This is a genomic window from Streptomyces aquilus (assembly GCF_003955715.1).
In the GTDB taxonomy this organism is placed as follows: domain Bacteria; phylum Actinomycetota; class Actinomycetes; order Streptomycetales; family Streptomycetaceae; genus Streptomyces; species Streptomyces aquilus.
In genome coordinates, this window is sequence record NZ_CP034463.1 from 5,699,485 (window position 1) to 5,721,159 (window position 21,675).

17 protein-coding genes are annotated in these 21,675 nt (G+C 70.2%); 11 read left to right on the forward strand and 6 right to left on the reverse strand.

Annotated features, from left to right (window positions below):
• Positions 1 to 412: 412 nt before the first annotated feature.
• From dcd to EJC51_RS26160, 4 genes are all read left to right on the forward strand, one after another.
• Positions 413 to 988 (forward strand): dCTP deaminase, encoded by a 576-nt coding sequence (gene dcd / locus EJC51_RS26145; protein ID WP_079305965.1) that lies wholly within the window; start codon positions 413 to 415, stop codon positions 986 to 988.
• 2 nt (positions 989 to 990) lie between these two features.
• Positions 991 to 1,494 (forward strand): phosphoribosyltransferase, encoded by a 504-nt coding sequence (locus EJC51_RS26150; RefSeq protein WP_126273317.1) that lies wholly within the window; start codon positions 991 to 993, stop codon positions 1,492 to 1,494.
• Positions 1,495 to 1,654: 160 nt separating this feature from the next.
• Complete coding sequence (locus tag EJC51_RS26155) at positions 1,655 to 2,440, forward strand: calcium-binding protein (protein WP_126273318.1); 786 nt, start codon at positions 1,655 to 1,657, stop codon at positions 2,438 to 2,440.
• 95 nt (positions 2,441 to 2,535) lie between these two features.
• The gene (locus EJC51_RS26160; RefSeq protein WP_126273319.1) at positions 2,536 to 6,201 is read left to right on the forward strand and encodes a WD40 domain-containing protein; all 3,666 of its coding nucleotides are present in this window, start codon (positions 2,536 to 2,538) and stop codon (positions 6,199 to 6,201) included.
• A gap of 13 nt (positions 6,202 to 6,214) precedes the next feature.
• Here EJC51_RS26160 and EJC51_RS26165 read toward each other — a convergent pair whose 3' ends face one another.
• The 5 genes from EJC51_RS26165 to EJC51_RS26185 form a co-directional block, all read right to left on the reverse strand.
• Positions 6,215 to 7,189, reverse strand: a complete 975-nt coding sequence (locus EJC51_RS26165; protein ID WP_126273320.1) for a Yip1 family protein — start codon at positions 7,187 to 7,189, stop codon at positions 6,215 to 6,217.
• 67 nt (positions 7,190 to 7,256) lie between these two features.
• Positions 7,257 to 8,708 (reverse strand): FG-GAP-like repeat-containing protein, encoded by a 1,452-nt coding sequence (locus EJC51_RS26170; RefSeq protein WP_126273321.1) that lies wholly within the window; start codon positions 8,706 to 8,708, stop codon positions 7,257 to 7,259.
• Positions 8,709 to 8,741: 33 nt separating this feature from the next.
• A complete protein-coding gene (locus EJC51_RS26175; RefSeq protein ID WP_126273322.1) occupies positions 8,742 to 10,106 on the reverse strand; it encodes an FG-GAP and VCBS repeat-containing protein in 1,365 nt (454 codons plus the stop codon).
• Between the two features lie 178 nt (positions 10,107 to 10,284).
• On the reverse strand, positions 10,285 to 11,580 hold the full coding sequence (locus EJC51_RS26180; RefSeq protein ID WP_126273323.1) for an FG-GAP repeat domain-containing protein: 1,296 nt from the start codon (positions 11,578 to 11,580) through the stop codon (positions 10,285 to 10,287).
• A 132-nt stretch (positions 11,581 to 11,712) separates the two neighbouring features.
• Positions 11,713 to 11,919, reverse strand: a complete 207-nt coding sequence (locus tag EJC51_RS26185) for a hypothetical protein (protein ID WP_126273324.1) — start codon at positions 11,917 to 11,919, stop codon at positions 11,713 to 11,715.
• A 105-nt stretch (positions 11,920 to 12,024) separates the two neighbouring features.
• Here EJC51_RS26185 and EJC51_RS26190 point away from each other — a divergent pair, with 105 nt between their 5' ends.
• From EJC51_RS26190 to EJC51_RS26200, 3 genes are read left to right on the forward strand one after another with little or no spacing between them, the layout of a single operon-like run.
• Positions 12,025 to 13,026, forward strand: coding sequence for a phosphotransferase (locus tag EJC51_RS26190; protein WP_126273325.1), 1,002 nt, complete (start codon positions 12,025 to 12,027; stop codon positions 13,024 to 13,026).
• A gap of 13 nt (positions 13,027 to 13,039) precedes the next feature.
• Positions 13,040 to 13,555: a GNAT family N-acetyltransferase gene (locus EJC51_RS26195; protein WP_244362855.1), complete on the forward strand. Its 516-nt coding sequence runs from the start codon at positions 13,040 to 13,042 to the stop codon at positions 13,553 to 13,555.
• Positions 13,556 to 13,604: 49 nt separating this feature from the next.
• Positions 13,605 to 14,417 (forward strand): DUF817 domain-containing protein, encoded by an 813-nt coding sequence (locus EJC51_RS26200; protein ID WP_126273327.1) that lies wholly within the window; start codon positions 13,605 to 13,607, stop codon positions 14,415 to 14,417.
• Here EJC51_RS26200 and EJC51_RS26205 read toward each other — a convergent pair.
• Positions 14,410 to 16,677, reverse strand: coding sequence for a (Fe-S)-binding protein (locus EJC51_RS26205; RefSeq protein ID WP_126273328.1), 2,268 nt, complete (start codon positions 16,675 to 16,677; stop codon positions 14,410 to 14,412). The genes EJC51_RS26200 and EJC51_RS26205 overlap by 8 nt on opposite strands.
• A 196-nt stretch (positions 16,678 to 16,873) precedes the next feature.
• Between EJC51_RS26205 and EJC51_RS26210 the strand changes: the two genes are divergently transcribed.
• The 4 genes from EJC51_RS26210 (at position 16,874) to dnaJ (ending at position 21,673) form a co-directional block, all read left to right on the forward strand.
• The gene (locus EJC51_RS26210) at positions 16,874 to 17,878 is read left to right on the forward strand and encodes an MraY family glycosyltransferase (RefSeq protein ID WP_126273329.1); all 1,005 of its coding nucleotides are present in this window, start codon (positions 16,874 to 16,876) and stop codon (positions 17,876 to 17,878) included.
• Between the two features lie 94 nt (positions 17,879 to 17,972).
• Entirely contained in the window at positions 17,973 to 19,811 is a 1,839-nt protein-coding gene (dnaK, locus tag EJC51_RS26215) for a molecular chaperone DnaK (protein ID WP_126273330.1), read from the forward strand.
• Positions 19,808 to 20,458 carry a nucleotide exchange factor GrpE gene (gene grpE / locus EJC51_RS26220; RefSeq protein ID WP_097266786.1) on the forward strand — a complete coding sequence of 217 codons (651 nt, stop codon included), beginning with the start codon at positions 19,808 to 19,810 and terminating at the stop codon, positions 20,456 to 20,458. The genes dnaK and grpE overlap by 4 nt, the downstream gene beginning before the upstream one ends.
• A 36-nt stretch (positions 20,459 to 20,494) precedes the next feature.
• A complete protein-coding gene (gene dnaJ, locus EJC51_RS26225; RefSeq protein WP_126273331.1) occupies positions 20,495 to 21,673 on the forward strand; it encodes a molecular chaperone DnaJ in 1,179 nt (392 codons plus the stop codon).
• The last annotated feature ends 2 nt before the right edge of the window (positions 21,674 to 21,675 follow it).

The following is a 21,675-nucleotide window of genomic DNA, read 5'->3' on the forward strand; positions in this document are numbered from 1 at the left end:
ACAGGGCTGCGGGGGGCCGGAGTTGGGGCGTACGGTGGAGAGGTGGGAGAGGGTCCGGGAGTGGTCGGAGTGCCGCCTGGAGAGTCGTTCCTTCCATCCCGTAATGTGGCATTTGTCGTCCGGCGAGCAACAGCCGGACGGGGCTCTTGGGGAAGGGACTCTGGGACTTGATGGAACGCACCGTCGTCCGCTGTGCCGATGGGCACGTGTTCAGCACCGCTTCGTTCCCGATGCAGCAGGCCGAGCGGCTCGGCCCCGGTCGGCTGGTCCGATGTCCACGGTGTGCGCGGCTCCGTAGCGTCGTACCGGTGACCTTGGAGAAGCACTAGCCACGGCAGCGATCACCCGGCAGTGACACAGGCGCGCGGCGTCCGATTCGAATCGGTCCGCGCGCCTTGCGTATCCTCGGGACGTGCTTCTCTCAGACAAGGACATCCGGGCCGAGATCGACGCCGGGCGGGTACGGATCGATCCCTACGACGAATCCATGGTGCAGCCGTCCAGCATCGACGTGCGCCTCGATCGCTACTTCCGGGTGTTCGAGAACCACCGGTACCCGCACATCGACCCCTCCATCGAGCAGGCCGATCTGACGCGGCTCGTGGAGCCGGAGGGCGACGAGCCGTTCATCCTGCACCCCGGCGAGTTCGTGCTCGCCAGCACGTATGAGGTCATCACTCTCCCCGATGATCTTGCCTCCCGCCTTGAGGGGAAGTCCTCCCTCGGGCGGCTCGGGCTCGTCACCCACTCCACCGCCGGGTTCATCGACCCCGGCTTCAGCGGGCACGTCACCCTTGAGCTGTCCAACCTCGCCACCCTCCCCATCAAGCTGTGGCCCGGCATGAAGATCGGCCAGCTGTGCATGTTCCGGCTGTCGTCGCCGGCCGAGTTCCCGTACGGCAGTGAGCGGTACGGCTCCCGGTACCAGGGGCAGCGCGGGCCCACCGCCTCCCGTTCCTTCCTCAACTTCCATCGGACGCAGGTGTGAGCATGAGCGACGCAGCCGTACGGGAGAACCTCACCTACGAGCGCTTCGGCACCGCCGTCCGCGAGCTCGCGCAGACCATCGCCGACGACGGGTACGAGCCGGACATCGTGCTCAGCATCGCGCGGGGTGGTGTCTTCGTCGCCGGAGGCCTCGCGTATGCCCTGGACTGCAAGAACATCCACCTGGTCAACGTGGAGTTCTACACGGGCGTGGGGACCACCCTGGAAATGCCCGTCATGCTCGCCCCCGTCCCCAACGCCATCGACTTCTCCGACAAGAAGATCCTGATCACCGACGACGTCGCCGACACCGGCAAGACGCTCAAGCTGGTGCACGACTTCTGCCTCGACCATGTCGCCGAGGTGCGTTCCGCCGTGATCTACGAGAAGTCGCAGTCGCTGGTGAAGTGCGAGTACGTGTGGAAGCGGACCGATGAGTGGATCAACTTCCCGTGGAGCGTGGAACCGCCAGTGGTCAAGCGGGCCGGGCAGGTTCTCGACGCCTGAGGCCTGGTCGTCTCGGCTGCTTGCCGGCTTCGTGACAGTGCTGTGGCGAAGCCGTTGACATAACCGCGTGGTTAGGCCTTGGCCAACGTCGTACGCTCCCCTCTGATCACATCCGGTCAGCTCACTTCTGACCGGTCAGGGACTCCATGGGGGGACGTTCATGCGCGCAACCACGCGCCTTGCCCTGCTCGGCACCAGCGTCGCGCTGGCCGTCACCGCGGTCGGCGCCACCAGTGCCCAGGCGGACGACGGCGGTGCCGGGGACATCACGATCGACAAGGTCGTCGTCAACGGCGGCAAGCCGGTCGTGGTGGGCACCACCAACGTGGTGTCCGCCAAGGTGTCCGTGACCGCGACCGACAACTCGGGCATCGCCAAGACGTCGTACATCAGCGGCGACGGGCCGGGCCCGAACTTCGCGACGATCTGGTACGACGACGGCGACATCACCTGCGTCAAGGCCGGCGCCACCACGTCGACCTGCTCGGGCACGCTGACCTTCGACCCGCAGGCGTCGACCGGCTTCGCCGACAACGCCGCGGCGGGCACCTGGAACCTCGGTGCGCTCGTCTCCGCCAACGACTTCGACTACATCCACCGTGACGCGGCCGGCACCTTCAAGGTGCAGCGCGCCTCGAAGCTGACGGTCAACGCCTCGCCGGAACCGGTGAAGAAGGGCAAGGCCGTCACGGTCACCGGCAAGCTCTCCCGGGCCAACTGGGAGGACAACCTGTACCACGGGTACGCGGGCCAGTCGGTCAAGCTTCAGTTCCGCAAGAAGGGCTCCAGCACCTACACGACCGTCAAGACCATCAAGACCGACTCGACGGGCAACCTCAAGACGACCGTCACCGCCGCCACCGACGGCTACTTCCGCTACTCCTTCGCGGGCACCTCGACCACCCCGGCCGTCAACGCCGCGGGTGACTTCGTCGACGTCCAGTAGCGGTAGCCAGGATGAACTTGCCTGCCCGCACGTGCCGTTGGTTCTAACCTGGTTCTCCACAGCAGGGGACGGGCTCGGGGCACGTGCGGGGGATCATGGCGGAGTACGGGGAGTCGTCCAGCACCGGTGTGTGGCTCAGGCAGGGGCTGGGACACCCGTCGGCTGTGGGGTGCGGGCGGTATGTGGCCTGGTCGCCGGACGGGCGGCTGATCGCCGTCCCGAGCGGCACGGGCCGGGTCAGCATCCGGGACGTGGAGGGTGACGTCGAGATCGCTGAGCTGTGGGCGACCGGCGACAGGAGCTTTGTCAACCGGGTCTCCTGGTCGCCGGACGGTCTGCGGCTGGCGGGGGCCTGCGGGCACGACGGTGTGCGGATATGGGATCTGGACAAGCCCCGGCACTCCGTGCACCTGACGGAGCACACCGGCTGGGTCGGCCAGGTCGCCTGGGCACACGCCGGCCACCGGCTCGCGTCGGGTGCCCAGGACCATACGGCCAGGATCTGGGACGCCCGTACGGGACTGTTGCTGCGGACCATCCAGGCGCACCGCGACTACGTGAACTGTCTCGCCTGGTCGCCGGACGACCGCACGCTGGCCACCGGCTCGGCCGATCAACGCGTCCGGGCCTGGAACGCGGACACTGGCGCCGGGCCGGAATTCCAGTGGACCCACGACGACATCGTGAACTGTCTCGCCTGGTCAGCCGACGGCGATGTGCTCGTGGCCGGTACCACCGGCGGAAGCCTCCGGGGTGTGGTCCGCCCCGACTCCGGAGCAGAACCCGCCCTGGTCATCGAGGGCCACACCGACAGCATCTGGGACACGGGGGTCTCAGCGGACGGGAGACTCGTGGCGACGGTCTCGGCCGACGGCACGATCCGGTTGTGGCACGCGGACCGCTGGACCAGCGTCGCTACGCTGCGGCTCCCTGACGACGATGCCGATGACGTCGTCCAGCGCGGCGTCGACCTCGACGGAGCCGAAGCGGCCTACATCGCCTGGGGTGCCGCCCTCGCCTTCCACCCCACCCTCCCCCGCCTCGCCGTATGGACCGCCCACTCAGGCCTCTCCATCTGGGAATACGACCTCGATCAGCTCCTCGGCCAGCCGGCCCCCGTCGAGTCCGTCCGCTACATGACCGCCAAGGTCGTCCTCGTCGGCGACTCGGGAGTCGGCAAGACCGGGCTCGGATGGCGGCTGGCGCACGACGAGTTCCGGGAGCACGCGTCGACGCACGGGCAGCAGTTCTGGGTCGTCGACGACGTACGGACACAGCGCGCGGACGGCACCGACTGCGAGGCCGTGCTGTGGGACCTCGCGGGGCAGCACGTGTACCGGCCCGTGCACGCGATCTTCCTCGACAACGTCGACCTCGCGCTCGTGCTCTTCGACCCGACCAACCGTCAGGAACCGTTGAAGGGCGTCGAGTTCTGGCTCCAGCAGCTGTCCGGCGGAGGCAGTCTCCCGCCGACCGTCCTGGTCGGCGCGCGCGACGACCGGGGCACCTCGGCCCTGCCGTCGTCGGACCTTCAGCAGTTCTGCCAGAGCCGGGGGATCAGCGGCGGATACGTCAGCACCAGCGCCGCGACCGGCGCCGGGGTCGGCGAGCTGATGGAGCTGTTACGCGGTCAGATCCAGTGGGAGCGGATGACGACCACGGTCACCACCGTCACCTTCAAGCGCATCAAGGAGTACGTCCTGGCGCTGAAGGAACGGCCCGACCGCAGCGAGGTCCTGGTCCGGCCGCCGGAGCTGAGGGAGCAGCTCCAGGCCACGGACGCCGGCTGGCGGTTCACCGACGACGAGATGATGACCGCCGTCGGACACCTGGAGAACCACGGCTATGTGTCGGTGCTGCGCACCTCGGCCGGCGCGGAGGCGATCCTGCTGGCCCCCGAGCTGCTGGTCGACCTGGCCTCCTCGATCTTCCTCCAGGCCGACAAGCACCCGCAGGAACTCGGTGCGATGAGCGAGGCCTCCCTGCTGGCCGGTGAGTACCGCTTCCCGGAGCTGGAGACGCTGGCACCCGACGAGAAACAGGTCCTCGTCGACGCCGCGGTGGCGCGGTTCCTGGAGCACAACCTCTGCTTCCGGGAGACCCTCGGCGCGGAGACCCTGCTGATCTTCCCCGGTCTCATCAAGCAGAAGAGGCCCCTGTACGACGCCGTCGAGACCGTGGACGACATGACCTACGTCGTCCGCGGCCGGGTGGAGAACGTCTATGCGGCGCTCGTGGTGCTGCTCGGCCACACCCGCCGGTTCACCCGCGTCAACTACTGGCAGAACCAGGCGCAGTTCGAGATGGGCAGCGGTGAGATCTGCGGTCTGCGCCTCCTCCAGGAGCGGGAGGGCGAGATCGAGCTCGTGCTCCACTACAGCGACGCGGTGCCGCCGTACGGCCGGAACGCCTTCCAGGGGCTCCTCGAAGGCTTCCTCTACGAGCGCCGCGACGTCACCGTGACCCCCTTCCCGCCGGTGGCCTGTGGGAACGGCCACCGGCAGGACCGTACGGTGGTGATCGGCGCCCTGCGGGACGGGCTGCGGACGATGTTCTGCTCCCGGTGCGGGGAGCGCGTCGCGCTGCCGGATCTCGACGGGCCGGTGGCGCTGGGCGAGGAGGACAGGCGGCTCGTCGGGACGGACCGGGCGGCGGCGCGGCTGCGCGGCGCGTACGAGACCCGCCTGGTACGGGTGAAGAGCTTCCGCGCCGACCGTGCCGTGCCCCGGTGCTACGTCAGCCATCTGCCCGAGGACGCGGAGTGGGCCGCTCAACTCGCCCGCGATCTGCGTGATGCCGGGGTGCTGGTCGTCGAGGAGGCGGGCGACGTCCAGGAGGACGACTTCGTGCTGGCGGTCGTGACACGTGCGTACGCACGGGCGTTCGCGCGGCTCGGTGCCGACGCCGCGCTGATCCGGGCGCGGCGTCGGACGCGCCCGGGCCGGTCGCCGCGTGTCGCCCCGCTGTTGCGCACCGGTGCCGCCGAGGGGAGCCTTCCCGACGAGTTGCGTGGCCTGGTGCCCGGCGAGTTCCAGGACGACGTCTGGTACGACAGGTATGTCGTCGCGCTGTTCGACCTGGTACTGACGTTGTACGCCATCCCCTTCGACCATCCGGCGTTCGGAGGGCTGCGGGCGGACATGCAGCTGGAGGCGCTGAGATCCCGGGTCGCGGTACTTCAGTCCCCGTCGCGGGAGCAGCCCGCGGACGTCTATCTGTCGTACTCCTGGAGCGAGGAGAGCGACGCCCTCGCCGACGAACTGGACGCCGCCTTCCAGGAGCGCGGCCTCGTCATGGTGCGCGACCGGCGGGACGCCGGGTACAAGGCGTCCATCGGGCGGTTCATGGAGCGCATCGGTCAGGGCAAGTGCGTGATCCTCGTGATCAGTGACGCCTACCTCAAGTCGCAGAGCTGTCTGTTCGAGCTGTTGCAGGTCGCCAGGCACGGGGACTTCCGGGAGCGGGTGTTCCCGGTGGTGCTCCCCGACGCGCGGATCCACCGGCCGCAGGACCGGGTCGCGTACGTGCGCTACTGGGAGGAGCAGATCGCCGAGCTGGACGAGGCGCTCAAGTCCGTGTCGGCGGCCAACCTCCAGGGGTTCCGGGAGGACATGGACCTCTACACGGAGATCCGCGCCCAGCTCCCGGGGCTGGCCGACATCCTGCGTGACATGAACGCCCTGACCGTGGACCTGCACCGCGACGCGGCCTTCTCGGAGGTCCACGCCGCGGTGATGAGCCGTATCAACCTGCGGTGGTGAGCCGTGGCAACCTCTAGAACGTCCCCAGCTTCACGATCGACAGCAGCGCGATCAGCTGGATCGCCGACGCGCCCAGCGCCTTCGGCCACGGCAGGTCGTGGGACCTGGAGACCATCAGGGTCAGGAGGGCGCCCGCGGCCACCCAGGTCGCCCAGCCGAGGGCCTGGACGAAGGTCGCGTCGCCGCCGAAGAACATGGCGAAGACCAGACGGGGTGCGTCGGTCAGGGACATGATCAGCATGGAGAGGCCGACCGTGGGCTGCCAGGCGCCGTCGCCGCCGAGCTGGCGGGCCAGGGTGTGGGTGACCACGCCGAGGATGAAGGAGGACAGGACCATGGCGACGGCCGTCGTCAGGACGATGGGTACGGCGTTGGAGAGGGTCGCGTTGATCGCTTCCTCCCTCGCGCCGTCGAAGCCGAAGACGGCGAGCAGGCCGTAGAGGAAGGTCACGATGAGGGCCGGGACCCACATCGTGTAGTCGCGCATCTGGAGGAAGGTCTGGTTGGGGGCCGTGACGATGCCCCTCAGCAGGTCCTTCCAGTGCAGACGGGGGCCGACCGGGCCCGCGGGGGGTGTGGAGCCGGCGCGGTAGGTGCCGCCCTGGTTGTACGGGTCCTCGCCGACCGAGAACGCCTGGGTGTGGCCCGGCTGGTTCGCCGCGTACGGGTCCGGGCCGGCGGGCGGTTGGCCGTAGCCGCCGTCGCCGAAGTACTCCGGCTCGTCGTAGCCGCCGCCCTGGTGACCGCCGCCGTACCCCTGCTGCTGCCCGGGGTACGGCTGCTGCGGCGGCGCGGGGTAGCCGCCGTACGACGGTCCCTGCGGGGCCTGCTGCCCGTACGGAGGTTGTTGCGGTCGCGTGTGAGGAGCGCCGTTGTCCCGGCCGCGTCCGATCCTGAATCCAGCCACGCCTTCGAACGTACCTGGTCCCGGAGAGCGGCGTGCCGGGCCCGGGCGTTCGGGCCCGGCTTTGCTGCCGAGCTGTGACATCCCTTACGGGGAATCCCTGAAGGTCACGAGGGTTCCCGGTTCGTCAGCCGGTCCGGCTCCGCGCTGCTCAGCCTTCCAGTACGTCGCCGAAGTACGCGTCGCCCGACGGGCCGCCCAGCGTCGTTCCGGTGAAGGACTTCGAGCCGGTGGCCGTGAGGCCGGACGTCGTGGACTTCAGGAACCAGACCGCGCCGTCGCTCGTGTTCTCGCCGGAGGCGGAGGCGACCAGTTCGGTGCGGCCGTTGTCGTCGACGTCCGTGAGCTGGACCGCGTAGCCGAACTGGTCGTAGGACTCGGCCGTGCCGGGGACGTTCGCGGTGTTCTGGGAGTAGGACTTCGCACCCGTGCCGGTCAGGCCCGTGGCCGAGCCGCGCAGGATCGTGACCGTGCCCGCGTTCTTCGCCGAGCCGATGGTCTCCTGGGCGGCGCCGACCGCGATGTCGGGGAAACCGTCGCCGTTGACGTCACCGGCCGACAGGCTCCAGCCGAAGAAGTCGTTCTTCTCGGCCGTGCCCGGGACGCCCGCCGAGTCCTGGGTGAACTTCACCGGGGTGCGGGTGGACAGGCCGGTGGCCGCGCCGTACGTCACCGTCACCGCGCCGCCCGGGCCGCCGTTCGGCTCGGTCGTCGACTTCTCCATGAAGTTGCCGGTGACGATGTCGCCGTAGCCGTCCTTGTCGACGTCGGCGATGACGCCCGCGTAGCCGCCCGCGAGCTTCTTGCCGGCCTTGACGGTGGTGGTGGCGTTGCCGGTGTAGAGGACGCTGCGGGTGCGGTACTCCCCGCCGCTGGTCTCCTCCTGGCCCATGACCAGCAGGTCCGTCTTCCCGTCGCCGTTGACCTCGCCCGCGATCAGGCCGTCGGGGTAGATCGTGGTCTGGTCGACGGTGTCGACGCCGACCAGCGAACTCGCCTTGCCCGTGCGGGAGATGGGGCCCTTGAAGATGTTCAGGGCGGGCGTGGAGTTGTTGCCGGCGGCGAGGTCGGTGTGGCCGTCGCCGTCGAAGTCGCCGGCCGCGATGACCCAGCCCAGCTCGTTGCGGTACTCCGGCAGCGGGGAGGAGATGTCGGTGCCGGACTTGATGCCGGTCGCGCCGCCCCACAGCACGGTCAGCGCGCCGAAGGAGTCGGTGGAGCCGATCCGCTCGCCGTGCACGCCGACGACGAGGTCGGTGTAGCCGTCGCCGTCGAAGTCGCCCGAGGTGAGGCGGTCACCGAAGTAGTCGGACGCCTCCGGGCTGCCCGGGATGCCGTCCGTGGCCTGGCTGATGATCTGGCGCTTGCTCGTGTCGAGGCCGCTCTTGGTGCCGTAGACGACGGCGACGTAGCCCGCGCCGGTCTTGCCGCTCACCTTGGCGATGGGGGCGGCGATGGCCACGTCCCGGTAGCCGTCGCCGTTGAAGTCACCGGCGAGGCCGGAGGGGGCCGCGGCGGCGGTCGTGGCGGACGCGAGGGTGAGCAGACCGCCGGTCAGGGCGGCGGCGGTGGCGGCCGCGAGGGCGGTTCTGAGGGGGCGCATAGAGGTGCTCCAGTGAAGGAAGGTGAAGAAGGGTCAGTCGAGGAAGCCGCCGCCGTACTCCGGCAGGTGGGCGGAGCCCGTCGCGGTCGGGGTGGTGCCGGTGCCGCGCATCAGCAGGCCGTCGCCGTTCGCGCCCACCGTCAGGTCCGCCTTGCCGTCGCGGTCGAGGTCGCGCAGGCGGACCGCGGAGCCGAAGGAGGCGTAGGAGTCGGCCGGGCCGAGGACCGACTGCGGGATCCAGGTGGAGCGGGTGCCGGTCAGGCCGCCGGAGCCGCCGCGGAAGACGGTGACGCCGCCCTGGTCCTCCTTGCCGTCGACGTCCTCCTGCGGGACGCCGACCGCGAGGTCCGCGTAGCCGTCGCCGTTGGTGTCGCCGGCCGAGACCGAGTAGCCGAAGTTGTCGTCCGCCTCGGGGCTGCCGGAGACGCCGGAGGAGGCCTGGTTGTACGTCATCGAGCCGCTCGGCCCCGACGACGTGCCGCGCCAGACGCTGACGATGCCCTTGCCGTCGTTGTTCCAGGGCAGGCCCACCGCGATGTCGCCGTAGCCGTTCTTGTCGAAGTCGCCGATCGTGGCGGCGAACGGCTCGCTCGCGTACGTCTTCGAGGCGCCCGAGGTCAGGCCGGACGAGGCGCCCTTGAGGTACCAGACGCGGTTGGCGTCGGTCTGGCCGGTGAACTGGGTGCCGAGGATCACGAGGTCGGTCTTGCCGTCGCCGTTGACCTTGCCGGCGGCCAGGCCGTACGAGTACCAGCCCGCGCCCTCCTTGTCGATCTTGGTGACGCTGCCCGTCGTACCGGACTTGGTGAACGGGCCCCGGTACAGCCACGCCTCGCCGCCGCCGATCACCGTGAGGTCGGGTGAGCCGTCGCCGTTGAAGTCGCCGGTGGCGAGCTCGCTGCCGAAGTGGGACTGGGAGCCGTTCGCGCCGGACCTCGGGGCGAGGCTGGTGCCGCCGGACAGGCCGGTGCGGGAGCCCCAGACGATGGTGACCGTGCCGCGGTACTTCGCGCTGCCCACGTGCTCGGTGCCGTTGCCGACGATCAGGTCCGCGTAGCCGTCCTTGTTCAGGTCGGCGCTGCTGAGCGACTCGCCGAAGTAGTCGTCCTCCTCGCCGGTGCCGGGGATGCCGGGGCTGTCCTGGTGGACGACCTGGGTGTGCCCGGTGTCGAGGCCGCTCGCCTTGCCGTAGACGACGGTGACGGCACCGCCCAGCCAGCCGCCGGGGCCGGAGATGCCGCTGGAGTAGTTGCTGTAGGCCAGGTCGCGGTAGCCGTCGCCGTTGAAGTCGTCGTAGTGCTTGGCGACGGCGGCGGAGGCCGGGGCGGCGAGGAACAGCGGGGTGAGGCCGGTCGCCAGAAGGGTGGTGGTGAGGGCGGCGGCGGTGCTTCTGCGCATGGAGGGGTCCTCCCGTGGCTGGGGTGGGGGGACCGCACGCGTTCTCCGGGAGCGGTTCTCGGCTCACCTCGGGCACACAGCGCGGTCGGCGATCAGGAGACCGCCGGCGCGAGGCAAGGGTTGTACGTGAGTTCGGTAAATATTTGTGCGAGCTGAGGCGCGTGGGGCGTGCGGGCCGTCACGAGCCGAGGAACACCGCCGTCGAGAAGGTGACCGTCGGCTCCGCCGTCACCAGGCCCTGCTTCGTCCCGGAGAACACCGCGACGCTGTCCTTCGTCTCGCCCCGGTAGGTGCGGACCGCGAGGTCCGCCCGGCCGTCCCCGTCGAAGTCGCCGACCCCGACGACCCGTGTCGTCCCGACGGCTTTCGGTACGACGGTGACCATGGCCGACGCGGACAGTCCCTTCGTACGGCCCCGGAAGACCTTCACCCGCGAGCCGCTGGAGACGAGTTCGCTCAGCCCGTCCCCGTCGAAGTCCGCGGCGTCGAGCACCGAGCCGGGGGAGGCGAGGGTGCCGCGGACGGCGGTGGGCAGGTCGTAGCGCAGGGCGGTGCCGCCCATCGCGCCGACCGCCGCGTCCCAGGCCTTGCCCGCGCCGAAGCGGCCGAGGGCGACGTCGATGCCGGCCGGGAGGGTGGCGCCGGTACGGGTCGGACCGGCGGGCCCGCCGAGGACGACGGCGGAGGCGGCGGTGCCTTCGGCGGTACGGACGACGAGGTCGTCGTAGCCGTCGAGGTTCACGTCCACGGCCGGGCCGACCGGCACCTGTCCCGGCGACCGGATCGGCGCACCGGCCTTGCGCGGGGCGCCCTTCCGGCTGAACGGGCCCTGGAGGAAGCTCAGTTGGCCGCCCGAGGCGTGCAGGACCAGATCCGCGTCGCCGTCGCCGTCGAAGTCGCCGCACACCGGCTGGTCCGCCCAGTCGTTGCCCGCGCGGGACTTGGCGGGGACGGCGAGCTTGACGGCCTTGCCGGTCAGTCCGGTGGGGGAGCCGAACAGGACTTGGAGCGGGACGGGCGGCTGCCCCTGCCCGTCGAAGGGCGGGTCGGTGGAGACGACGAGGTCGGTGAACCCGTCCTTGTCGAGATCACAGCTCGCCTCCGCGTCGAAGACGGCGGGGAGTTGGCCCTTGGTGGCCACCGCCTGCCTCTTCGCGCTCACCAACTGCCGTGCCCCCGGCCGCAGTCCACGCGCGCTGCCGTAGACGATGCCGATGCCGGGGTCGTCGGTGTGGCTCTCCGCCTTGACGAGGTCGTTGAGGACGAGGTCGCGGTGGCCGTCGCCGTTGAAGTCGTCGGCGACCTTGCTGCCGTCGCCGCGCGGCACGGGCAGGACGCCGGGCGCGCTGTTGGCCCGTACGGGGCCGCCGGTGGTGTCTGCGGAGCTCTCGGCGTGCTGGGTGGGGCCGCAGGAGGCGACCAGCAGCACAGCGCAGAGAACCGCCGTCCCCGTCCCGGCTCTTCGCACGCGCACCGCTCACCTCGTCAGCATCATCGACAACGACCTCGCAATGATGCACGTGTTCGACGGCGGGGTTAAGGGGTGGGACGGGTCGGCTCAGTCACTCGGCGGCTCAGTCACTCGTCGGTTCAGTCACTCGTCGGTTCAGTCACTCCCGTCGTCGCTGGAGCCGGAGTTGGAGCGGTTGCTCCCTTTGCCGCTCTTCGCCAGCATCTGTACGACCTCGCCCAGCCCGGTCGTCACCGCGGCCACGCCCCGCACCCACCGCGGCCCGCCGCGCGCGGCCCACACCACGCACACGCACCCGAAGATCACGAACGCGAGCACGCCCAGCAGCACCACGAACCCCATGCTTCCCCACCTCATCCACGCCTACGGTCCGATGATCCTCCCAGTGGCCCGTCGGGACACGAAAACCGCTGGTGAGGCGGGGGCCCGTGATGTTCGGATGGGCCGATGCAGCACGAGGCGTCGATGAGCGTGGACCGAGGGAACTACCAGGACACCGTGACCCCCTGGGAGCGGCCGGAGTGGCGGGAGGCCGCGCTCGGCTGGGCGGAGGACCGGCTCGCCGCGCGCGGGCTGTGGCCGGCGGGGCACTGGCGGGTGCGGCTGCGGCCGTGGTCGGTGCTGGTGCGCATCGGCGTGCGGGACGGGGCCGACGTCTGGTTCAAGGCCAACCCGCCCGCGAGCGCCTTCGAGGGCGCGCTCACCGCCGCGCTGGCCGGCTGGGTGCCGGAACATGTGCTGGAGCCGCTCGCCGTCGACGCCGGACGCGGCTGGGCGCTGCTGCCCTCCGGCGGTGAGGTCTTCCGGGACGCGCTGGAGCGCGGCGCCGCCGACGTGCGGGCGTGGGAGGGGGCCACGGGGCAGTACGCGCGGATGCAGCGCGCTCTGGTCCCGTACGTCGACGAGATGAGCCGTCTCGGGGTGCCGGACGCCCGCGCCGCGGCCCTTCCCTCGATCTTCGACAGCGCGCTGGCGGCGAACACCGCACTGGAGCCGGCCGACCGGGCCCGCCTGACCGCCCTCCGCCCCCGCCTCCTCGACTGGTGCGCGGAACTCGCCGGGACCGGCGTCCCCGACTCCCTCGACCACTGCGACCTGCACGACGGTCAGCTCTTCCACCCCGGGCCCGGCCGCTTCACCTTCTTCGACTGGGGCGACGCCAACATCTCCCACCCCTTCTGCAGCTTCACCGTCCCCGCCCGCCGGGTCCGCGAACGGTACGGCCCCGAGGCGCTGCCCCGGCTCCGCGACGCGTACCTCGAACCCTGGACCGGGGACGGCCGTACGCTGCCGGAACTGCGCCGCGCCCTGACCCTGGCGACCCGCCTGGGCGCCCTCGCCCCCACCCGGGCCTGGACCCGCCTCTTCCCCGGCACGAGCCTCCCGGCGGCGGACGCGGCATGCGCGGAGTGGCTGAGGGGGCTGTGCACCGAGGAGCACCCGCGGTGACACGATGATCGTCATGACGTACTCGGTCAACCGACTCCCGCACTACACGAAAGCCGACCTCGACGAGATCACCGGCGGCCTCGACGACCCGTTCGAGGTGGCCGCGTTCGGGGTGCGGTCCCGGGACAAGGACGTGCACTTCGGCGTCCGGCACCAGGGGCGGCTGGTGGCGCACGCCGGCCTGGTGGACGCCACGGTGTCGGTCGGCGCGAGGCGGTTCCCGGTGGCGGGACTCGGCGGGGTGGTCGTCGCGCCGGACCTGCGGGGCCAGGGGCTGGCGCGGCTGGTGGTGGAGGCCGCCGTCGCCCACGCGCGGGGCACCGGCGCGGAGTTCGGGCTGCTGTTCTGCCTGCCGGACCGGATGCCGCTGTACCGGCGGCTGGGCTGGCGGGAGTCGCCGGACGGCATGCGGGTGGAGCAGCCGGGGGAGGCCGTCGTCGACCACCCGCTGCACACCATGTGGTTGCCGCTGGCCGAGGGCGCCGTATGGCCGGCGGGGCGGGCGCGCCTGCATTCGCTGCCCATGTAGGACGGACGCCGCGGGAACCGTCCCCGGCCCGCGGGCGATCTACAGCACCATGCATGCCCTCCGCCAACTCGCCCGCTTCACCTGGCTCCAGGCCCGCTGCTGCGCCTTCGCCGTCGCCCTGTTCGCCGGCATGGCGGCGTCGACCCTGCTGCCGCCGCTGCCGGTCGCACGCTACGACCTGCTGCTGGCGTACGGCGTCCTGCTGACCGGCGTGGGGTTCCTGCTGGGCTGGGAGACGCGGCGCGAGGTGGCGGTCGTGGCGTTCTGCCATCTGCTCGGCCTCGCCTTCGAGATGGTGAAGGTGCGCGTCGGCTCCTGGAGTTATCCCGAGCCGGGGGTCGCGAAGCTGGGCGGGGTGCCGCTGTACGGCGGGTTCATGTACGCGGCGGTCGGCAGTTACGTGTGCCGGGCCTGGCGGCTGCTGCGGCTGTCGCTGAGCGGCTACCGGCCCCGTGCCACCGCCGCGGTCGCCGTGCTGCTGTACGCCAACTTCCTCACCCACCACTGGATACCCGACCTGCGCCGGCCCCTCGCCGCGCTGCTGCTGGCGGCGACCTGGGGCACCTGGGTGCACTACACGATCGGCGCCCGCCGGTACCGGATGCCGCTGGCGCTGTCCTTCGCGCTGATCGGGTTCTTCCTGTGGCTGGCGGAGAACGTGGCGACGTATCTCGGCGCCTGGACCTATCCGGACCAGCTCGACGGCTGGCAGCCGGTCGCGATCGGCAAGTGGGTCTCCTGGGCGCTGCTCATCAGCGTCACCTTCGTCATCTGCGGCGCGCGCCGGCCTACGACGACGCCCCCCGCCGATTCCTCGGACGGGGGGCGTCGTACGGCCGTATCGGCCACCAGCGTCACTTGACCGGCTCGGGCTCCGGCTCGCTCTCGGTCTCCGCGGCGTCCTCGGGGTCCACCGGCGTCTTGACCGACTCCAGCAGCAGCTGGGCGACGTCGACGACGGTGATGGACTCCTTGGCCTTGCCCTCGTTCTTCTTGCCGTTCACCGAGTCGGTGAGCATGACCAGGCAGAACGGGCAGGCGGTGGAGACGATGTCGGGGTTGAGGGAGAGGGCCTCGTCGACGCGCTCGTTGTTGATGCGCTTGCCGATCCGCTCCTCCATCCACATCCGCGCGCCACCGGCGCCACAGCAGAAGCCTCGCTCCTTGTGGCGGTGCATCTCCTGCTGACGCAGGCCCGGGACGGCCGTCATGATCTCGCGCGGGGGCGTGTAGATCTTGTTGTGGCGGCCCAGGTAGCAGGGGTCGTGGTAGGTGATGATGCCCTCGACCGGGGTGACCGGGGTCAGCTTGCCCTCGTCCACCAGGTGCTGGAGCAGCTGGGTGTGGTGGATGACCTCGTAGTCGCCGCCGAGCTGCGGGTACTCGTTGCCGAGCGTGTTGAGGCAGTGCGGGCAGGTGGCGACGATCTTCTTCGAGGACTTCGGCTTCTTGGTGCTCTCGTCCTCGTCGTCCTCGCCGAACGCCATGTTCAGCGCGGCCACGTTCTCCATGCCGAGCTCCTGGAACAGGGGCTCGTTGCCGAGGCGGCGGGCGGAGTCACCGGTGCACTTCTCGTCGCCGCCCATGATCGCGAACTTGACGCCCGCCATGTGCAGCAGCTCCGCGAAGGCCTTCGTGGTCTTCTTGGCGCGGTCCTCCAGGGCGCCGGCGCAGCCGACCCAGTACAGGTACTCGACCTCGGAGAGGTCCTCGATGTCCTTGCCGACGACCGGCACCTCGAAGTCGACTTCCTTCGTCCACTCCAGGCGCTGCTTCTTGGCCAGGCCCCAGGGGTTGCCCTTCTTCTCCAGGTTCTTGAGCATCGTGCCCGCCTCGGACGGGAACGCGGACTCGATCATCACCTGGTAGCGGCGCATGTCGACGATGTGGTCGACGTGCTCGATGTCGACCGGGCACTGCTCGACACAGGCGCCGCAGGTGGTGCAGGACCACAGGACGTCCGGGTCGATGACGCCGTTCTCCTCCAGGGTGCCGATCAGCGGGCGCTCGGCCTCCGCGAGTGCGGCGGCGGGGACGTCCTTCAGCTGCTCCTCGGACGCCTTCTCCTCGCCCTCCATGGTCTTGCCGCCACCCGCGAGCAGGTAGGGCGCCTTGGCGTGGGCGTGGTCCCGCAGGGACATGATCAGGAGCTTGGGGGAGAGCGGCTTGCCGGTGTTCCAGGCGGGGCACTGCGACTGGCAGCGGCCGCACTCGGTGCAGGTGGAGAAGTCGAGCAGGCCCTTCCAGGAGAACTGCTCGACCTGGCTGACGCCGAAGACGTCGTCGTCACCGGGGTCGGTGAAGTCGATCGGCTTGCCGCCGGAGGTCATCGGGAGCAGCGCGCCCAGCGAGGTGGCGCCGTCGGCGTTGCGCTTGAACCAGATGTTCGGGAAGCCGAGGAAGCGGTGCCAGGCCACACCCATGTCGGTCTTCAGCGAGACCGTGATCATCCAGACGAAGGAGGTCACGATCTTCACGGCGGCGAAGAAGTAGGTGAGGTTCTGGAGGGTGGAGAGGTCCAGCTTCTCCAGCGCGTCGACCACCGGGTACGAGATCAGGAACGAGGCCTCGTAGCCGTCGACGTGGTGCATCGCGCCCTCGAGCGCGTGCAGCATGAAGATGCAGACGCCGACGATCAGGATGACCGTCTCGACGAAGTACGCCTGGCCCGTGTTGGAGCCGGCGAACCGGGACTTGCGGCCCGCGCCGCCCGGCCGGTTCAGCTGCCGGATGACGATCAGCGTCACGATGCCGAGGACCGTCATGGTGCCGATGACCTCGACGAAGAGGTTGTACGGCGCCCAGTCGCCGATGATCGGCAGCAGCCAGTCGGCCTGGAACAGCTGGCCGGTGGCGTTCACGATGGTCAGCAGCAGCGTGTAGAAGCCGATCGCCACGAACCAGTGGGCGAAGCCGACGATGCCCCAGCGGTTCATCCGGGTGTGGCCGAGGAACTCCTTGACCACGGTGATGGTGCGCGTGACCGGGTCGTTGGTCCGGGTACCGGCCGGGAGCGGCTGGCCGAGCATCATGAAGCGGACGATCTGCAGGGTGGCTCGCCCGAACAGGGCGATGCCGACTGCCATGGTGACCATCGACACGATGATCGCGGCGAGTTGCATTTGGGGGCTCCTCGGGCCTGCGAGGGAGATTACTAAGCGGTAACTTATGCAGTCCGTCTGAGACTACCCGTATCTTCCATCGCACTGTAGCCAGCGGCGGAGTGATCTGGATCGCTGAGGGTTCCCTTAAAGGCGTGTGGCAATCCGAACGTGTTATTCGTACCAAATTGGTACATTCGTGACTACTTTAAGACGCGTGCTCTATGGGATCGCCGCCGCCACGACCGCCCTGCTGCTGACCGCCGTCCTGGCGGCCGTACTCCGCGCCCCCGCCCTGCGCCTCGGTCTCGTCGACCGCCGCAGGCAGCAGCGCAAGGTGCCGCTCTCCGGAGGTGTGGCCGTCGTCCTCGCGACCTGCGCCGTCGTCGCCACGGGAGAGTGGACGCACGTCGCGCCCCTGGGCGGCGGGGAACTCCTCGTCGCCGCCGGCGCCGTCGCCGCCCTCGGACTCGCCGCCGACCTCTGGCGCGTCCGCGCGCGCGTGCTCTGCGTCGGTACGGCCGTGGCGGCGGCCTGTGTGGTGCCGTACGAGGAGACCGGCGTCGCCGGCGGGGCGCTCGCCGTGGGCTGGATCGTGTTCGTGGCCCTCGGGTTCCGGGCACTCGACCATGCCGACGGGCTCGCCGGGACCGTCGGGGTCGTCGCCGCCTTCGGGGTGGGCGCCTGCGCGGCGGCCGAGGTGATGGACGGGCTCGCGGTGCTGCTGAGCGTGCTGGCCGCCGCGCTGACCGGGTTCCTCATGCACAACTGGCCGCCCGCGCGCGTGGGGCTCGGTTCCGGTGGGGCGCTGTTCGCCGGGTTCGTGCTCGCGGCGGCGGGCGTGGTGGCGCGGACCGGGCACGAGGCGGTCTCCAGCGCGGGTGTGCTGTTCGCGCTCAACGCCGTCGCCGTCGCCGACGTCCTTCTGGTCGTCGTCTCCCGGCGGCTGGCCGGGCGGCGCGGGCCCGACCATCTCGGGCACCGGCTGCGCAGGCTCGGGCTGACCCCGCAGGGGACGGTGGTGCTGCTCGGGCTCGGGGCCTTCGCCGGGGTGCTCGTCGGGGTGCTGGAGCACCTCGGGTGGGTGGGCGGAACGGGGGCGCTGTGGGTGGCCTCGGGCGCCCTGGTCGTCGTACTCGCCCTGCTGCGAGTGAAGTCCTCCGGGGCTCCTCGACCGGCATCGTCGCAGGTCAGGGCGCAGTTGCGTGTAAGGAACGGATAAGAGTTGAGCCTCACAGGCTCAGGTCTGTTGACCCATTCGCGGGCGTCATGCACACTTGAGTCCGTTCCACTCAAGTCAGCTGGAGGAATCAACCATGGCACGTGCGGTCGGCATCGACCTGGGCACGACTAACTCCGTCGTCAGCGTTCTCGAAGGCGGCGAGCCCACCGTCATCACCAACGCCGAGGGTGCCAGGACCACGCCGTCCGTCGTCGCCTTCGCGAAGAACGGCGAAGTGCTCGTCGGCGAGGTGGCCAAGCGCCAGGCGGTCACCAACGTGGACCGGACCATCCGGTCCGTGAAGCGCCACATGGGCACCGACTGGAAGATCGAGCTCGACGGGAAGCCCTTCAACCCGCAGCAGATCTCGGCGTTCATCCTCCAGAAGCTGAAGCGGGACGCCGAGGCCTACCTGGGCGAGAAGGTGACCGACGCGGTCATCACCGTCCCGGCGTACTTCAACGACTCCGAGCGCCAGGCGACGAAGGAGGCCGGCGAGATCGCGGGCCTGAACGTCCTGCGCATCGTCAACGAGCCGACCGCGGCCGCGCTCGCCTACGGCCTCGACAAGGACGACCAGACGATCCTCGTCTTCGACCTCGGTGGCGGCACCTTCGACGTGTCCCTCCTGGAGATCGGCGACGGCGTCGTCGAGGTCAAGGCCACCAACGGTGACAACCACCTCGGTGGTGACGACTGGGACCAGCGCGTCGTCGACTACCTCGTCCAGCAGTTCAAGTCGGGTCACGGCGTGGACCTCGCCAAGGACAAGATGGCGCTCCAGCGTCTGCGCGAGGCCGCCGAGAAGGCGAAGATCGAGCTGTCCTCGTCCACCGAGACCTCGATCAACCTGCCCTACATCACCGCCTCCGCCGAGGGCCCCCTGCACCTCGACGAGAAGCTCACCCGCGCCCAGTTCCAGCAGCTGACCGCGGACCTCCTGGAGCGCTGCAAGACGCCGTTCCACAACGTCATCAAGGACGCCGGCATCTCCATCAACGAGATCGACCACGTCGTCCTCGTCGGCGGCTCCACCCGCATGCCCGCCGTCGCCGAGCTCGTCAAGGAGCTGACCGGCGGCAAGGACGCCAACAAGGGCGTCAACCCGGACGAGGTCGTCGCCATCGGCGCGTCCCTCCAGGCCGGTGTCCTCAAGGGTGAGGTCAAGGACGTCCTGCTCCTCGACGTGACCCCGCTGTCCCTCGGTATCGAGACCAAGGGCGGCATCATGACCAAGCTCATCGAGCGCAACACCACGATCCCGACCAAGCGGTCCGAGATCTTCACCACGGCCGAGGACAACCAGCCGTCCGTGCAGATCCAGGTCTACCAGGGCGAGCGCGAGATCGCGGCGTACAACAAGAAGCTCGGGATGTTCGAGCTGACCGGTCTGCCGCCGGCGCCCCGCGGCGTCCCGCAGATCGAGGTGTCCTTCGACATCGACGCCAACGGCATCATGCACGTGACCGCCAAGGACCTGGGCACGGGCAAGGAGCAGAAGATGACCGTCACCGGCGGCTCCTCGCTGCCGAAGGACGAGGTCGACCGGATGCGCCAGGAGGCCGAGCAGTACGCGGACGAGGACCACCGCCGCCGCGAGGCCGCCGAGACCCGCAACCAGGGCGAGCAGCTCGTCTACCAGACGGAGAAGTTCCTCAAGGACAACGAGGACAAGGTCCCCGGCGAGGTCAAGACCGAGGTCGAGGCCGCCGTCGAGGAGCTGAAGACCGCGCTCAAGGGCGAGGACACCGCCGAGATCCGCACGGCCACCGAGAAGGTCGCCGCGGTCTCCCAGAAGGTCGGCCAGGCCATGTACGCCGACGCCCAGGCCTCCCAGGCCGCCGGTGGCGCGGGCACCGAGGCCCCGAAGGCCGACGACGACGTCGTCGACGCCGAGATCGTCGACGAGGACCGTAAGGACGGTGCCGCGTGACGGAGGAGACCCCGGGCTTCGAGGAGAAGCCCGACGTCCCCTCCGGCGCGACCCCCGACGACGCCGAGCCGAAGACCGCCGCCTCGCCCGAGGGTGAGGGGGCGGCCCCGGCCGGGGACGCAAACGCACAGATCGCCGGCCTGACGGCCCAGCTGGACCAGGTCCGCAAGGCGCTCGAGGAGCGCACCACGGACCTCCAGCGGCTCCAGGCCGAGTTCCAGAACTACCGCCGCCGCGTGGAGCGGGACCGGATCACGGTCAAGGAGATCGCCATCGCGAACCTCCTGACCGAGCTCCTGCCCGTGCTCGACGACATCGGCCGCGCGCGGGACCACGGCGAGTTCGTCGGCGGATTCAAGTCCGTCGGGGAGTCGCTGGAGACCGTCGCGGCGAAGATGGGTCTGCAACAGTTCGGCAAGGAGGGCGAGCCCTTCGACCCGACGATCCACGAGGCCCTGATGCACAGTTACGCACCGGACGTCACCGAGACGACCTGCGTGGCGATCCTCCAGCCGGGGTATCGCATCGGCGAGCGCACCATCCGCCCCGCCCGGGTGGCCGTCGCCGAACCGCAGCCGGGTGCGCAGACGGTCAAGGCCGAGGACGCCGAGACCGAGGAGAAGGACAACAGCTCTGAAGAGGGCTGACGTCAACGGGACTGACCGAGAGGAGGGGCGTCGGGGATGAGCACCAAGGACTTCATCGAGAAGGACTACTACAAGGTCCTCGGCGTCCCCAAGGACGCCACCGAGGCCGAGATCAAGAAGGCGTACCGGAAGCTCGCCCGCGAGTTCCACCCGGACGCCAACAAGGGCAACACCAAGGCGGAGGAGCGCTTCAAGGAGATCTCCGAGGCGAACGACATCCTCGGCGACCCCAAGAAGCGCAAGGAGTACGACGAAGCCCGCGCACTGTTCGGCAACGGCGGCTTCCGCCCGGGGCCGGGCGCGGGCGGCTCCTTCAACTTCGATCTCGGTGACCTCTTCGGAGGCGGTGGCGCCCAGGGCGGCCAGGGTTCCGGCGGCTTCGGCGGCGGCATCGGCGACGTGTTCGGCGGCCTGTTCAACCGCGGCGGCACCGGGGGCACCCGGGTCCAGCCGCGGCGCGGTCAGGACATCGACACCGAGGTCACGCTGAGCTTCACGGAGGCCATCGAAGGGGCCACGGTCCCGCTGCGGATGTCCTCGCAGTCCCCCTGCAAGGCGTGTTCGGGCACCGGCGACAAGAACGGCACCCCCCGCGTGTGCCCGACCTGCGTCGGCACCGGCCAGGTGGCCCGGGGTTCGGGCGGCGGCTTCTCGCTGACCGACCCCTGCCCCGACTGCAAGGGCCGCGGCCTCATCGCCGAGCACCCCTGCATGGAGTGCAAGGGCAGCGGCCGCGCCAAGTCCTCGCGCACGATGCAGGTCCGCATCCCCGCCGGGGTGACGGACAACCAGCGCATCCGCCTGCGCGGCAAGGGCGCGCCGGGTGAACGGGGCGGCCCCGCGGGCGACTTGTACGTCACCGTCCATGTGGACGCCCACCCGGTCTTCGGCCGCAAGGACGACAACCTCACGGTGACCGTCCCGGTGACGTTCGCGGAGGCGGCCCTCGGCGGCGAGGTCCGGGTCCCCACCCTGGGCGGCCCGCCCGTCACCCTCAAGCTGCCGCCCGGCACCCCCAACGGCCGCACCATGCGCGCCCGCGGCAAGGGGGCGGTCCGCAAGGACGGCACCCGCGGCGACCTCCTGGTCACCGTCGAGGTGAGTGTCCCCAAGGACGTGACGGGGAAGGCTCGTGAAGCGCTTGAGGCGTATCGCGAGGCGACCGCGGACGAGGATCCGCGGGCGGAGCTGTTCCAGGCCGCGAAGGGAGCATGAGA